The sequence below is a fragment of the Variovorax sp. 05T418 genome (genome assembly GCF_056396385.1).
In genome coordinates, this window is the sequence record NZ_JBFTLJ010000007.1 from 199,202 (window position 1) to 212,394 (window position 13,193).

Annotated in this window: 14 protein-coding genes; 11 read left to right on the forward strand and 3 right to left on the reverse strand. The window is 69.3% G+C overall.

Annotation, left to right across the window (positions count from 1 at the left end; translation table 11 throughout):
- The first annotated feature begins 58 nt into the window (after positions 1-58).
- Genes AC1DMS_RS16515 through AC1DMS_RS16525 form a run of 3 tightly spaced genes read left to right on the forward strand, consistent with a single transcriptional unit; the run spans position 59 to position 2,649 of the window.
- Complete coding sequence (locus AC1DMS_RS16515) at positions 59-736, forward strand: protein-L-isoaspartate O-methyltransferase family protein (protein WP_478181409.1); 678 nt, start codon at positions 59-61, stop codon at positions 734-736.
- Positions 737-750: 14 nt separating this feature from the next.
- Complete coding sequence (locus AC1DMS_RS16520; RefSeq protein WP_015866500.1) at positions 751-1,089, forward strand: rhodanese-like domain-containing protein; 339 nt, start codon at positions 751-753, stop codon at positions 1,087-1,089.
- A gap of 21 nt (positions 1,090-1,110) precedes the next feature.
- Positions 1,111-2,649 (forward strand): TolC family outer membrane protein, encoded by a 1,539-nt coding sequence (locus tag AC1DMS_RS16525; protein ID WP_478181410.1) that lies wholly within the window; start codon positions 1,111-1,113, stop codon positions 2,647-2,649.
- Positions 2,650-2,664: 15 nt separating this feature from the next.
- Here AC1DMS_RS16525 and AC1DMS_RS16530 read toward each other — a convergent pair whose 3' ends face one another.
- Both AC1DMS_RS16530 and AC1DMS_RS16535 read right to left on the reverse strand, forming a co-directional pair.
- Positions 2,665-4,041, reverse strand: a complete 1,377-nt coding sequence (locus tag AC1DMS_RS16530) for a 3-deoxy-D-manno-octulosonic acid transferase (RefSeq protein WP_478181411.1) — start codon at positions 4,039-4,041, stop codon at positions 2,665-2,667.
- A 5-nt stretch (positions 4,042-4,046) separates the two neighbouring features.
- Positions 4,047-5,429, reverse strand: coding sequence for a phosphomannomutase/phosphoglucomutase (locus AC1DMS_RS16535; RefSeq protein ID WP_478181412.1), 1,383 nt, complete (start codon positions 5,427-5,429; stop codon positions 4,047-4,049).
- 112 nt (positions 5,430-5,541) lie between these two features.
- On the opposite strand from AC1DMS_RS16535, the gene AC1DMS_RS16540 reads away from it, so the two are divergent.
- Genes AC1DMS_RS16540 through AC1DMS_RS16550 form a run of 3 tightly spaced genes read left to right on the forward strand, consistent with a single transcriptional unit; the run spans position 5,542 to position 8,657 of the window.
- Positions 5,542-7,146, forward strand: a complete 1,605-nt coding sequence (locus AC1DMS_RS16540; protein ID WP_478181413.1) for a DNA-3-methyladenine glycosylase 2 family protein — start codon at positions 5,542-5,544, stop codon at positions 7,144-7,146.
- Between the two features lie 6 nt (positions 7,147-7,152).
- Positions 7,153-7,647, forward strand: coding sequence for a methylated-DNA--[protein]-cysteine S-methyltransferase (locus AC1DMS_RS16545; RefSeq protein WP_412511458.1), 495 nt, complete (start codon positions 7,153-7,155; stop codon positions 7,645-7,647).
- Between the two features lie 35 nt (positions 7,648-7,682).
- On the forward strand, positions 7,683-8,657 hold the full coding sequence (locus AC1DMS_RS16550; protein ID WP_015866506.1) for a DMT family transporter: 975 nt from the start codon (positions 7,683-7,685) through the stop codon (positions 8,655-8,657).
- Here AC1DMS_RS16550 and AC1DMS_RS16555 read toward each other — a convergent pair.
- A complete protein-coding gene (locus AC1DMS_RS16555) occupies positions 8,632-9,285 on the reverse strand; it encodes a DUF1345 domain-containing protein (RefSeq protein ID WP_026284110.1) in 654 nt (217 codons plus the stop codon). The genes AC1DMS_RS16550 and AC1DMS_RS16555 overlap by 26 nt on opposite strands.
- 224 nt (positions 9,286-9,509) lie before the next feature.
- Here AC1DMS_RS16555 and AC1DMS_RS16560 point away from each other — a divergent pair, with 224 nt between their 5' ends.
- From AC1DMS_RS16560 to AC1DMS_RS16580, 5 genes are all read left to right on the forward strand, one after another.
- Positions 9,510-10,349 carry a hypothetical protein gene (locus tag AC1DMS_RS16560; RefSeq protein ID WP_015866508.1) on the forward strand — a complete coding sequence of 280 codons (840 nt, stop codon included), beginning with the start codon at positions 9,510-9,512 and terminating at the stop codon, positions 10,347-10,349.
- Positions 10,350-10,447: 98 nt separating this feature from the next.
- A complete protein-coding gene (locus AC1DMS_RS16565) occupies positions 10,448-11,338 on the forward strand; it encodes a phosphate/phosphite/phosphonate ABC transporter substrate-binding protein (protein WP_418145760.1) in 891 nt (296 codons plus the stop codon).
- A 46-nt stretch (positions 11,339-11,384) separates the two neighbouring features.
- A complete protein-coding gene (locus AC1DMS_RS16570) occupies positions 11,385-12,089 on the forward strand; it encodes a glutathione S-transferase N-terminal domain-containing protein (RefSeq protein ID WP_478181414.1) in 705 nt (234 codons plus the stop codon).
- Positions 12,090-12,329: 240 nt separating this feature from the next.
- Positions 12,330-12,953 (forward strand): RNA polymerase sigma factor, encoded by a 624-nt coding sequence (locus AC1DMS_RS16575; protein ID WP_478181415.1) that lies wholly within the window; start codon positions 12,330-12,332, stop codon positions 12,951-12,953.
- 15 nt (positions 12,954-12,968) lie between these two features.
- Entirely contained in the window at positions 12,969-13,187 is a 219-nt protein-coding gene (locus tag AC1DMS_RS16580) for a hypothetical protein (protein ID WP_018905491.1), read from the forward strand.
- Positions 13,188-13,193 lie beyond the last annotated feature (6 nt).

The following is a 13,193-nucleotide window of genomic DNA, read 5'->3' on the forward strand; positions in this document are numbered from 1 at the left end:
CGCGCCGCGCAACCTAAAATTGAAGGTTTGTCCTGAGCCCCACAAGGAAAAGCCTCCCATGAACCCCACCCCCTCCCTCGAGCGCCTGCGCTTCAACATGATCGAACAGCAGATCCGGCCCTGGGATGTGCTCGATCTGGAAATCCTCGACCTGCTGGCCGCCATCCGGCGCGAAGACTACGTGCCGCCCGCCCACCGCGCGCTGGCCTTCTTCGACATGGAACTCCCGCTGGGCGACGGCTCGGTTCCCGGCCAGGTGATGCTCTCGCCCAAGGTCGAGGCGCGCATCCTGCAGGACCTGCATGTGCAAAAGCACGAATCGGTGCTCGAGATCGGCACCGGATCGGGCTTCATGGCCGCCCTGCTCGCCCATCGCGCGGCCCAGGTGTTGTCCCTCGAGATCGATCCCGCGCTGGCCGCCCGCGCCGCCGAGACGCTGCGCCAGAACGGCGTGGCCAATGTCGAGGTGCGCAACGCCGACGGCGCCGTGCCGCTGCCGAGCGGCCCGAGCTTCGACGTGATCGTGCTCAGCGGCTCGGTGGCGCGCATTCCGCAGAACCTGCTCGGCTCGCTCAAGGTGGGCGGCCGCCTTGCCGCCATCGTGGGCGAGGAGCCGATGATGCGCGCCCACTTCGTCACCCGCAGCAGCGAAAGCAAGTGGGACACCATCCAGCCCTGGGACACCGTGGCGCCGCGGCTGCTCAATTTCCCCGAGCCCTCGCGCTTCTCGTTCTGAGCGGGCATCACCCAATGATCGACCAAGTCCGCCCCGCCGATCTTGCCGCCTGGTTTGCGCAGCATCCCGAGGCGCCGCCCGTGCTGCTCGACGTGCGCGAGCCCTGGGAGCTACAGACGGCCAGCGTTGCGCCGCAGGGCTTCACGCTCGTGGCCATCCCGATGAACGAGATTCCGGCGCGGCTTGCCGAGCTCGACGAGGGCCAGCGCATCGCGTGCCTCTGCCACCACGGTGCGCGCAGCCAGCGCGTGGCGGCCTTCCTGAGCCAGAACGGCTTTGCCGAGCTCGCCAACGTGGCCGGCGGCATCGACGCCTGGTCCGCACAGCACGACCCCTCCGTGCCGCGCTACTGATTCTTTCTTCAAGGACGTTCAATGCCTTTCAGGCCCAGGCTTTTGCCTCTTTCCGCAGCGCTCGCAAGTCTCTTTGCCACCCTGCTCGCACTGCCGGCCCAAGGCCAGACACTGAACGAACTCTACGAATCCGCACGCGGCTTCGACGCCACCTACCAGGGCGCGCGGGCCCAGTACGACGCGAGCGTGGCGCGCGCCGCGCAGGCCAAGGCCGGCATCCTTCCAGCCGTGGGGCTCACGGCCGGCGCCACCCGCAACAACCTGGACATCGACACCCTCACGGGGCCCGGCCGCGGAACGACCACGCCGCGCGACTTCACCACGCAGAACATCGGCATCAACGCCACGCAGCCGCTGTACCGGCCCGCCAACTGGGCCACCTATGAGCAGGGCAAGCGCCAGGCCGAGATCGCGCAGTCGGTGCTCACCATTGCCGAGCAGGACCTGATCGTGCGCGTGAGCCAGGCCTACTTCGACGTGCTCGCGAGCCAGGACAGCCTGACGCTGGTGCGCGCGCAGAAGGTGGCGGTGGCCGAGCAGCTCGCGTCGGCCAAGCGCAACTTCGAGGTCGGCACCTCCACCATCACCGACACGCGCGAAGCCCAGGCCCGCTACGACCTGGTCATTGCGCAGGAGATCGCCGCCGAGAACGACCTGCAGGTCAAGAAGGTGGTGCTCGACCAGCTGGTCGGCCGCCCGGGCAGCGTGCCGGTGCCGCTGGCGCAGCCGGTGGTGCTGCCGACCGCCACGCCGGCCAACATCGAAGCCTGGGTGGCCCAGGCCGAGGAAGCGCACCCGGCGATCCGCCAGGCGCAGCTCGGGCTCGACGTGGCCGGGCTCGAAATCCGCAAGGCCGAAGCCGGCCACAAGCCCACGCTCGACGCCAACCTGGGCTACAACGTCACGCGCAATCCGCAGGGCACCAGCACCAGCACCGTGGGCACGCGCATCGATGCCGCCTCGGTCGGCGTGGTGTTCAACCTGCCGCTCTTCGCGGGCTTTGCCACCGAGAACCGCATCAAGGAAACGCTGGCCCTCGAGGACCAGTCGCGCAGCGTGCTCGAAGGCACCCGCCGCAGCGTCGCGCAGGCCACGCGCGCGGCCTACCTCGGGCTGGTGTCCGGTGCGGGCCAGGTCAAGGCGCTCGAGGCGGCCGAGGCATCGAGCCAGAGCGCGCTCGACGCCAACCGGCTCGGCTACCAGGTGGGCGTGCGCATCAACATCGACGTGCTCAATTCGCAGAGCCAGCTCTACCAGACCAAGCGCGATCTCGCGCAGGCGCGCTACAACGTGCTGCTGGGCAACCTGAAGCTGCGCCAGGCCAACGGCACGCTGACGGTCGACGACATGAACGCGATCAACGCGACGCTGGCAAAGAACGGCAGCACGGCGGCAACGCCTGCGCCCGGCGAACGGCCGCAGGCCGCGCCTTCGGTGCCCGTGACGCCGCCGCCCATTCCCGTGGTGCCGCCGGTGCCGGTGCAGCCGTTCAATCCGCCGGCGCCGACGATGCCTTCGGCACCGCCGCCGCCGGTCATCCTGAACCCGTCGGTGCGCTGAGGAATCAACCCGCAGCTACTCGAGCGTGGGTTCCGCCCGCGCATCCTCGAGCGGCGCGGCTTCGGTCGGCACCGGGTCGGCAGCCTGCGCAATGGCCAGCACCGCGGCCGCGGTGCGTTCGGCCGCGCCGCGGTTCGATGACGAGAAAGCCAGCGCGGCCTCGGCCATGGCGGCGCGCCGCTCGGGGTTCTCGACCAGCTTGAGCGCCGCGGTGACCGCCTGCTCCATGTTCTCGACGCGCAGCGAGGCACCGGCCGCCAGCGAGAGCTGCGCCGCTTCGGCAAAGTTGAAGGTCGAGGGCCCCATGACCACCGGGCAGCCGCAGGCGGCCGGCTCGATGAGGTTCTGCCCGCCCAGCGGTTCGAAGCTCCCGCCGAGCAGCGCGACGTCGGCCAGGCCGTAGTACAGCGCCATTTCGCCGAGCGAATCGCCCAGCCAGATCTCGGCATCGGACGGCTCGCCCGCGGCGCTGCGGCGCGCCACGGCAAAGCCTTCGGCCTCGATCAGCGCAGCCACTTCGTCGAAGCGCTGCGGATGGCGCGGCACGATCATCCACTGCACGTCGTGCACGCGCTTGGCAATGGAGCGGATGGCGCCCTGCTCGGGCGGCACGGGCGACGTGGCGCCGAAGCGCCTGAGCACGTCGAGCAGCATGCGCTCCTCGCCGTCGCGCGAACTCGCGAGCACCACCATCGGCTTGGGCAGCCGCTCGCGCAGCGTCGCGGCCGCGGCCAGCTGGCGCGCATCGGGCGAGGCGTCGAACTTGAGGTTGCCGTGGATGCCGGCCACCTTGGCGCCCAGCGACACCAGCCGGTGCGCGTCGGCCTCGGTCTGGGCCCACACGGCGGCCAGCGCCGAGTACGCGGGCCGCGCGAGCCAGCCGAGGCGTTCGGCCGCGGCCAGCGATTTCTCGTTGAGCCGCGCATTGGCCAGCACCAGCGGAATGCGGCGCTCGGCGCAGGCGGCGGCCATCTCGGGCCAGACCTCGGTTTCCATCAGCACGCCGATGCGCGGCTGGAAGCGGTCGAGAAAGCGCTGCACCGCGCCCGGCATGTCCCAGGGCTGCCAGACCTGCGTGTCGCCGGGTTCGAGCAGCTTGGCGCCCTCTTCGCGGCCGGTGGCAGTGCCGTGCGTGAGCAGGATCGGTATGCCCGGGTACTGCCTGCGCAGCTCCGCGATCAGGATGGCGGCGGCGCGCGTTTCGCCGAGCGAGACCGCATGCACCCAGCACTGGCCCTCGCCGGTGGTTGCATCGTCGTAGTGGCCGAAGCGCTCCTCCACGGCCACGCCGTAGCCGGGCTCGGCCTCGGCCCTGCGCCGCAGCTTGCGGCGAACCAGCGGTTGCACAGCGGTGGTGAAGGCGCCGTAGAGGCGCAGCAGCGGCGAACGCACGGTGCTCAGTGCGACGCTTCGGCCAGCGTCGCGTCGGCCTTCACGGTCTTGAGGAGCGCGAGCATCTCGGCCTCGATGCGCTTGAGGGCCGCATCGGTCTGGCCTTCGAAGCGCAGCACCAGCACCGGCGTGGTGTTGGACGCGCGAATGAGCCCGAAGCCATCGGGCCAGTCGACGCGCAGGCCGTCGATGGTCGAGACCACCGCGGGGGCCGCGAAGCTCGCGCCCGCGACGAGCTTGTCGACCACCGCGTGCGGTTCGCCCTCGGCGCACTTCACGTTGAGCTCGGGCGTCGAGAAGCTCGTGGGCAGCGCGTTGAGCGTGTCGCTCGCATTGGGCGTCTTGCTCAGGATCTCGAGCAGGCGGCAGCCCGCGTAGGTGCCGTCGTCGAAGCCGAACCAGCGCTCCTTGAAGAAGATGTGGCCGCTCATCTCGCCGCCCAGCGGCGAATCGATTTCCTTCATCTTGGCCTTGATCAGCGAATGGCCGGTCTTGAAGATCATCGGCTTGCCGCCCGCGGCCTCGATGGCCGGCGCCAGGCGCTGCGAGCACTTCACGTCGTACACGATGGTGCCGCCCGGCACGCGCGAGAGCACGTCCTGCGCAAAGAGCTGCATCTGGCGGTCGGGGAAGATGTTCTGGCCGTCCTTGGTGACGATGCCCAGCCGGTCGCCGTCGCCGTCGAAGGCCAGACCCAGTTCGGCGCCGCCCGAGGCCAGCGCGGCCATCAGGTCCTTGAGGTTCTCGGGCTTGCTCGGATCGGGGTGGTGGTTGGGAAAGTTGCCGTCGACCTCGCTGAAGAGCTCGGTCACTTCGCAGCCGATGGCGCGGAAGATGGCCGGTGCCGAGGCGCCCGCAATGCCGTTGCCGGAATCGACCACGATCTTCAGCGGACGGGCCAGCTGGATGTCGCCGACGATGCGCTTCGTGTAGGCGTCGGTCACGTCGACCTTGCGCACGCTGCCGCCGGGGGCGAGCCTGGCGCTGCCTTCTTCCATCACCTTGCGCAGGCCCTGGATCTCGTCGCCGTAGATGGCGCGTCCGGCCAGCACCATCTTGAAGCCGTTGTAGTCCTTCGGGTTGTGGCTGCCCGTGACCTGGATGCCGCTCGTGCACAGCGTGTGGGCCGCAAAGTAGAGCATCGGCGTGGTCACCGCGCCCACGTCGATCACCTCGATGCCGCTGGCCACCAGGCCGCTGATCAGTGCCTTGGCGAGCGCGGGCCCCGAGAGGCGGCCGTCGCGGCCCACGGCCACGGTCTTTTCACCGGCGGCGCGGGCGGCGCTGCCGAAGGCCCGGCCGAGCGCTTCCGCGACCTCGGCATCGAGCGTGACGGGCACCACGCCTCGGATGTCGTAGGCCTTGAAAATCGACGCACTGAGTTGCATGAAGAGGCATTCCCTGTAGGTTCTGGAGAACGGGCCATTGTAGGCAAGCGCCTGGGGGCCCACATGTCCGAAAACGGCCAGTTGAAACGAGTCGAAACCGTATCATTTGCCCATGCCTACCTCACATGCATCCACCGACGCACTCGAGAGCGACGCCTGCTACCTGGCGATGAAGACGCACGATGCGCGCTTCGACGGCTCCTTCTTCACCGCGGTGACCTCCACCGGCATCTACTGCCGGCCGGTCTGCCGCGTGAAGCTGCCGCGGCGCGAGAACTGCCGCTTCTTCCGCCACGCGGCGCAGGCCGAGGCCGAGGGCTTCCGCCCCTGCCTGCGCTGCCGGCCCGAGCTCGCGCCGCGGGCGGCGAGCTGGTCGACCGAAGATGCCTCGCGCATCCTCGCGCTGCAGGCCGCGCGGCTCATCGACGAGCCCGATGCCTGGTCCGAGGAGGGTCCGGGCGCGGCGCAGATCGCCGCGCGGCTCGGCGTGAGCGACCGCCACCTGCGGCGCATCTTCGAGGCGCAGTTCGGCGTCTCGCCGCTGCAATACCTGCAGACGCGCCGCCTGCTGGCCGCCAAGCAGCTGATCGCCGACACGCGCCTGCCGATGACGCAGGTGGCGCTGGCCAGCGGCTTTGCGAGCGTGCGCCGCTTCAACGCCGCGTTCCTGGAACACTACGGCCTCAACCCGAGCGCGCTGCGGCGTGCCGGCGGCGCCGAGGGCGGCGAGGGCAAGGCCATCGAGGTGCGGCTGGGCTTTCGGCCGCCCTATGACGTGGGCGCGATGCTCGGCTTCTTCGCGCGGCGCGCGCTGCGCGGTGTCGAGCTGGCGACCACGGCCGACGGCAAGGAACCCGCCAAGGGCAGCACGCCCACCTTCGTTCGCCTGGCCCGCACGCTGCGGGTGCAGCAGGGCGGACAGGTGCACGCCGGCTGGCTGCAGTTGCGCTTCGACATGGAGCGCGAGCAGATGCTGCTGTCGGTCAGCGACTCGCTCGCCGCGGTGCTGCCGATCGTGATCAGCCGCGCACGCGCCATGCTCGACCTCGATGCCGAGCCGATGGCCATCAACGCCGCGCTGCACGAGGCCTTTCCGCACGGCGATGGGCTGCGCGTGCCCGGCACGGTCGACGGCTTCGAGCTGGCGGTGCGCGCGGTGCTGGGCCAGCAGGTCACCGTAGCCGCGGCGCGCACGCTGGGCTCGCGGCTGGTGGAGGCTTTCGGCGAGCCCATCGCCACGCCGATCGAAGGCCTGAATCGCCTGTTTCCCACGCCCGCGGCACTGGCGGCCGCGAGCGGCGATGCACTCGGCAAGCTCGGCATCGTGCGCCAGCGCCAGGCCGCGCTGCAGGCCATCGCGCGCGAGGTCGCGGGCGGCGGGCTCGCGCTGCATGCGGGCGCCGACGTGCCTTCGACCATTGCCGCGCTGCAGGCGCTGCCCGGCATCGGCGCCTGGACCGCGCAGTACATCGCGATGCGCGCGCTGCGCTGGCCCGACGCCTTCCCCGCGGGCGACGTGGCGCTGCAGAAGGCACTGGGCGTGAGCACCGAGCGCGCGGCCAGCCAGGCGTCGCAGGCCTGGCGGCCCTGGCGCAGCTATGCGGTGCTGCGCGCCTGGCATGCGCCGGCGCCCTCCTCTCCCGCTGCCGCCACTGCAGCCCCGTCGGCGGCGGCAGCGCCTTTCAACAACCTCACTACGGCAGGCGCCTCCGCCTGAAATGCCATGAAGTTCAAGAGCAAAGTCATCTACACCTCGCACATCGACACGCCGCTCGGCGGCATCACGATGGCGGCCACCGACGAGGGCCTGGCAGGCGTCTGGTTCGACCAGCAGCGCCACTGGCCCGACACCACGGGCTGGCAGACCCAGGACGACCATCCCGCGCTGGTCGAGGCCGGCGCCCAGCTGCGCGACTACTTCGCGGGCAGGCGAGACAGCTTCGACGTGAAGCTCGACCTGTCGCACGGCACCGCGTTCCAGCAGAGCGTGTGGCAGGCGCTGCTCGCCATTCCGGCGGGCAAGACCATGACCTACGGCGCGCTGAGCGCGAACGTGGGCAACCCGGCCGCGGTGCGCGCGGTGGGCGCGGCCGTGGGGCGCAACCCGATCAGCGTGATCGTGCCCTGCCACCGCGTGCTGGGCGCCGACGGCTCGCTGACCGGTTACGCTGGCGGGCTCCACCGCAAGACCGCACTGCTGGAACTCGAAGCGAAATAGAGAGCACGCGCCCGCCCGAGGGCCGCGAAGACCCCATGAGCACGACAACAAAAGACAACAGCACCACCGCCCTTCCCTCGCCCAAGCCCAACAAGCCCTGGCTCATCGACCTCGTGCTGCTCGGCGCGCTCTGGGGGGCGTCCTTCCTTTTCATGCGCATCGGCGCGGCCGAGTTCGGCGCCTTGCCGGCGGCCGCGGTGCGCGTGGCGGTGGCCACGCTGTTCCTGCTGCCGCTCCTGTTCATGCGCGGCCACGGCGCCGCGCTGGCGCAGCACTGGAAGGCGTCGATGGCCATCGGCGTGCTGAATTCGGGCATTCCGTTCGCGCTGTTCTGCTTTGCGCTGCTGACCATCAACAGCGGCCTGGCGGCGGTGATCAATGCCACGGTGCCGATGTTCGGCGCGCTGGTGGCCTGGGCCTGGTTTCGCGACCGGCCCGATGGCTCGCGCATCGTGGGCCTGGTCATCGGCTTCGCGGGCGTCGCCATGCTGGCGAGCCGCAGCGCGGGCCTGCATGCCGACGCCAACGGCAACGCCGCGCTATGGGCCGTGCTCGCCTGCCTCGGCGCCTGCGCCAGCTACGGCGTGGCGGCCAGCGCCACGCGGCGCTACCTGGGCGGCGTGCCCGCGCTGGCCACCGCCACCGGCAGCCAGATCGGCGCCACGCTGTTCCTCGCGCTTCCGGCGCTGTGGTTCTGGCCCGCGCAGATGCCGAGCCTGCGCGCCTGGCTGGCATTGCTGGCGCTGGGCATCGCATGCACCGGCCTTGCGTACATCCTGTTCTTCCGGCTCATCGCCAATGCGGGACCGGCGCGCGCGCTCACGGTGACTTTCCTGGTGCCGGTGTTCGCGGTGTTCTACGGCGCCGTGTTCCTGGGCGAGAACATCACGCAATGGATGCTGATCTGCGCGGGCGTGATCGTCTGCGGCGTGGCGCTCTCCACCGGCATCGTGAAGCTGTGGCCGCGCGCGGGCGGCGCGGCCGCTACATCGCCCCCGCGACCACGTTGACCGACAGCGCGAGCACCAGCATGTTGAAGGCGAAGGCGAGCACGCTGTGCACCAGCGTGATGCGCCGCATCTCGCGCGAGGTGGCCTGCACGTCGGACACCTGCGTGGTCATGCCGACCACGTAGGCGTAGTAGAGAAAATCGAAATAGTCCGGCTCTTCCTTGCCCGGAAAATCCAGCCCGCCGTCGGGCGAGCCGTCGCGCTGGTCGATGTAGTAGCGGTGCGCGTAGTGAAAGGCGTAGATCGTGTGCATCATGAGCCACGAGCCCACCAGCGCCACCAGCCCCAGCGCGATGTGGCCTGCCCGCGCCGGCCCGCTCATCAGCTTGACCTGCTGCAGCAGCATCGCGATGGCCACCACGCTCGCCGCAATGACCACCAGCATCGACACCAGGATCACCACGTTGGGCTGGTCCAGCGACTGGGCGCGCTTGCGGGTCTGCGCCGCATCGAAGGTGTCGGCCAGCCACCACGTGAGCAGCAGGAACACCGCCGCGCTGGTGCACCAGCCCGCGAGCCCGCGCGCCATGGGGTCGAGCGGCCAAGGGACGGCCGCGACGGCGATGCCCGCCACGCCGGCATAGAGAAGACGCTGCGGCCCGGTGGTGGTGGACAGACTTTTTGGCATCTCCAAAGCTTACCTTGAGTACTTTTTGAGGTGTGCGAACGCCTGGGTCGCCATCGTCCTACACGCACAGCGGCAATCGGCGCATGGGCTTTGCGCAAGGGGGCTATTAACTTGGCGCTCATCAACAGGGAGCAACCGCCCGGAAGACTGGCGCGCACACAAATTGCGTGTCGATCCCGAGGCGTATTTTTTTGTCTTTTCCTCCTCCTCTTAAGGATCTCTCCATGCTGTTGCTCCGCTCCTGCCCGCTTGCCAGCTCTGCAAGGCTGACGAAGCTGGGCGCATTGGCTGGCGCCGGATTTCTCCTTGCTCCCGCACTGGCCTGGGCCGAGCCGTCGCCCGCGCTGGACCGTTTCAGCTTCTCGGCGGGGGCCTTCAGCGCCGATCCCAAATTCAACGCATCGGTCAGTTCGCCGTACGGCGCGCTGCGCACGCGCGACCTGGAGCCCGGCCGCGTGACCATGCCGCGCATCACGGCCGACCTGCTGATCGGCGACAGCCATGGCCTCTCGTTCGACTACTACCGCTACAAGCGCGACTACTTCGGCCAGGCCGCGGGCAGCGATTCCTTCGGCGGCTTCGGCACGTTCAGCGCGGTGGGCAATGCCAACATCAACGTGAAGCTCGACTTCGCCAAGCTCTCGTACAAGTGGTGGCTCGGCTCGGGCAACACGGTGTTCGGCCTGGGCGCCGGCGCCGCCTACTACAGCATCGACGTGGGCACGAACGCCAACGTCGCGGTGAACGGACGGATCCGTACCTTGAACGAGGATGCGAGCGACAACGCCGTTGCGCCGCTGCTCGAACTGGGCGTGCGGCACGCCATCAACCCCGACCTGCGCCTGTTTGCCGACCTCTCCGGCGTGCGCAAGGGCGGCGGCCGCTTCCACGGCAACATCTACAACGCCAGCGCGGGCGTGGAGTGGTTCCCGGTGAAGAACGTCGGCCTGGTGCTGGCCTATGGCGTCACCAACATCGACCTGGCGCGCCAGAGCAGCACGGCGGAGACCCGCGTCAAGGTCAAGCTGCACGGGCCTTCGGCCTTCCTCAAGGCGCGATTCTGAGGCCCCCGCCGCGCGGCTGCCATGCCACGGGCGGGCGGCTGCGCGCATAGGTGCTTGCGATCATCGGCGGCCGGGCGGCGGCCCCCTATGATCTTTTGATGTACATCCCAGCCCCCATCCGCTCCGGCCAACCCGACGGGAGCGCCGCCAGCGCGCCCCGCGCCCGCCATCCGAACCCGCTCCGCCTTGCCGCCCCGGCGGTGGCAGCGCTGCTGCTGGCAGCGGGCGCCCCGGCGCACGCGCTGGTCATCGGCGTGACCGAAGGCGTGAGCTACCAGACCACCGAAAGCCAGATCGCGCCGCGCTTCGAGCCCATTGCCGAGGTGCTGAGCAAGGCGCTGAAGCAGCCGGTGACCATCAAGGTGCTGATCTCCTACACCAGCGCGCGCGAGGCCCTGAAGGAGCAGCAGGTCGACCTGGCCTTCATCCACCCGGCCCACGTGGCGCTCGAGGCCGTCAAGAGCGGCCGCTACCAGGCGCTGGCCTGGACCAGCGGCTTCACCGCCTACAAGGTGTCGCTGCTGTGCAAGGAGCCGCAGCCCATCTCCAACTGGAAGAGCATCTCCGGCAAGGGCCTGGTGATGCCCGACGCGGATTCGATCACCTCGGTGATCACGCGCGCGATGCTGCGCGAGCAGGGCCTGCAGCCCGCCGCGCTCAAGCTCACCAACACGCGCTACCAGGACGCGGTGCCCTTCTACGTGCAGAACGGCTTTGCCGCCTACGGCGCCACGGCGGCATCGGGCGTGGTCAAGACCTGGAAGGAAGGCGGCGGCAATGTGTGCGCGGAATCGCGCGCGGTGCCCATCAAGCAATGGCTGGCCTCGCGCAAGCTCGACGCCGCCACGGCCAGCGCGGCACGCGAAGCCCTGCTCGGCCTCGCGCAAAGCGATGCCGGCAAGCGCGCGCTCGCCACATCGACCTACACTGGCTTTGTCGCACCCTCGGCCGAGGTCGAGACGGCCCTGATGAGCTGGCTGGGCATCTGACCCCCTGCGGGCGCGGCGTTCCAACTCCGCTTTTCATGAATCGCCCATGACCGACCTGTCCCCTTTTCCCATCACCCAGAAATGGCCCGCACAGCATCCTGACCGGCTGCAGCTGTATTCGCTGCCCACGCCCAACGGCGTGAAGGTGTCGATCATGCTGGAGGAAACCGGCCTGGCCTACGAGCCGCACCTGGTGAGCTTCGAGACCCACGACCAGATGTCGCCGGAATTCCTCTCGCTCAACCCGAACAACAAGATCCCCGCGATCCTCGACCCCCACGGGCCCGGCGGCAAGCCGCTCGCGCTGTTCGAATCGGGCGCCATTCTTCTGTACCTGGCCGACAAGACCGGCAAGCTGATTCCGCAGGACGCAGCGGGCCGCTACGAAACCATCCAGTGGCTGATGTTCCAGATGGGCGGCATCGGCCCCATGTTCGGCCAGCTCGGCTTCTTCAACAAGTTTGCCGGCAAGGACTACGAGGACAAGCGCCCGCGCGACCGCTACGTGGCCGAATCGAAGCGCCTGCTCGGCGTGCTCGACAAGCGCCTGGCGAACCGCGCCTGGATCATGGGCGACGACTACACCATCGCCGACATCGCCTCGTTCCCGTGGATCCGCAACCTGATCGGCTTCTACGAAGCGGGCGACCTGGTGGGCTTCAGCGAGTTCAAGAATGTGGCGCGGGTGCTCGAAACCTTCGTGGCGCGGCCGGCGGTTGTGAAGGGTCTGGGCATTCCCAAGCGCGGTTGACCGGCCTTCGGGGCCGCAGCGCGCGCCCCAAGCGAAAACAAAGCTACTCACTTTTCGATCCGAGTGTCTTTTTCAGGCACGCGCACGGGGTTCCCACGCCTTTTCCGGCTTCGTTAAGAAGCGGTTAAGGTTACACTTCAATAAGAATAATTCTTATTCAATCTCCCCGGCCACCCCGCATCGCGCGGCGGTGGCCGGCCCAGGGAACCCACACGTTGATGCTTGCGAGAAGGCGATCGGATGCGCGACATCGTCCAGGAACTGCTGGCCCACTATGCGGACTTGCGCCGGCAGCTGACGCGCGACCTGCGCGACCCGCACTACGCGGCGGACATCGCGCAATCGAGCTTCGAGCGCGTGTATGCGCACGCGCTCAAGATGAACAGCGGCATCCGCATCGACGATGCGGCGCCGGGCGGCACGCAACAAGGCGCCGGCGGCATCGAGTCGCCCCGCGCCCTGCTGTTTCGCGTGGCGCGCAACCTGTGCGTGGACGATGCGCGCCGCCGCAAGGTGGCGCAGGACTGGGCCGGCACGCATTTCAACTCGGGCTCGCGCCAGGTCGCGCCTTCCTGCGAATTCATCGCGTCCCAGCAGCAGGTGCTGGCGCGCGTGGTCGAGACGCTCGAAACGCTGCCGCCCCGCCGGCGCGAAGTGTTCCTGCTGTTCCGCGCCTACGGACACACGCGCGCCGAAATCGCGCAGCAACTGAACATCAGCGAGATGGCGGTCGCCAAGCACCTGCTGCGCGCCGCCATCGACTGCTCGCGCGTGTTCGCCCGGCTGCGTTCGGAGCTGGTCGAGCAGCCGGCCGTCTCGATGCGCCCGGGCTTCGACGCAATGTTCGCCGAAGACTTCGCCTGAGCGGACGGTTGCACCGTGGCAAGCGTCCCGAACGAGAAGCTCATCGAGCGTGCCCTCGCGCTGATCGTGCAGAGCGAGATCGCCGCTGCGCAAGACGCCGCCATGGCCGCCCGCCTGGCGCTTGCGCGGTGGCGCAGCCGGTCGGCGGAGCATGCGGCCGCGGCGCAGGAAGCGCGCCGCCGTTGGGACGCGCTCGGCGGCATCGCGGCGGATCTGCGCGACCGGCAGAAGTAGCGGCCG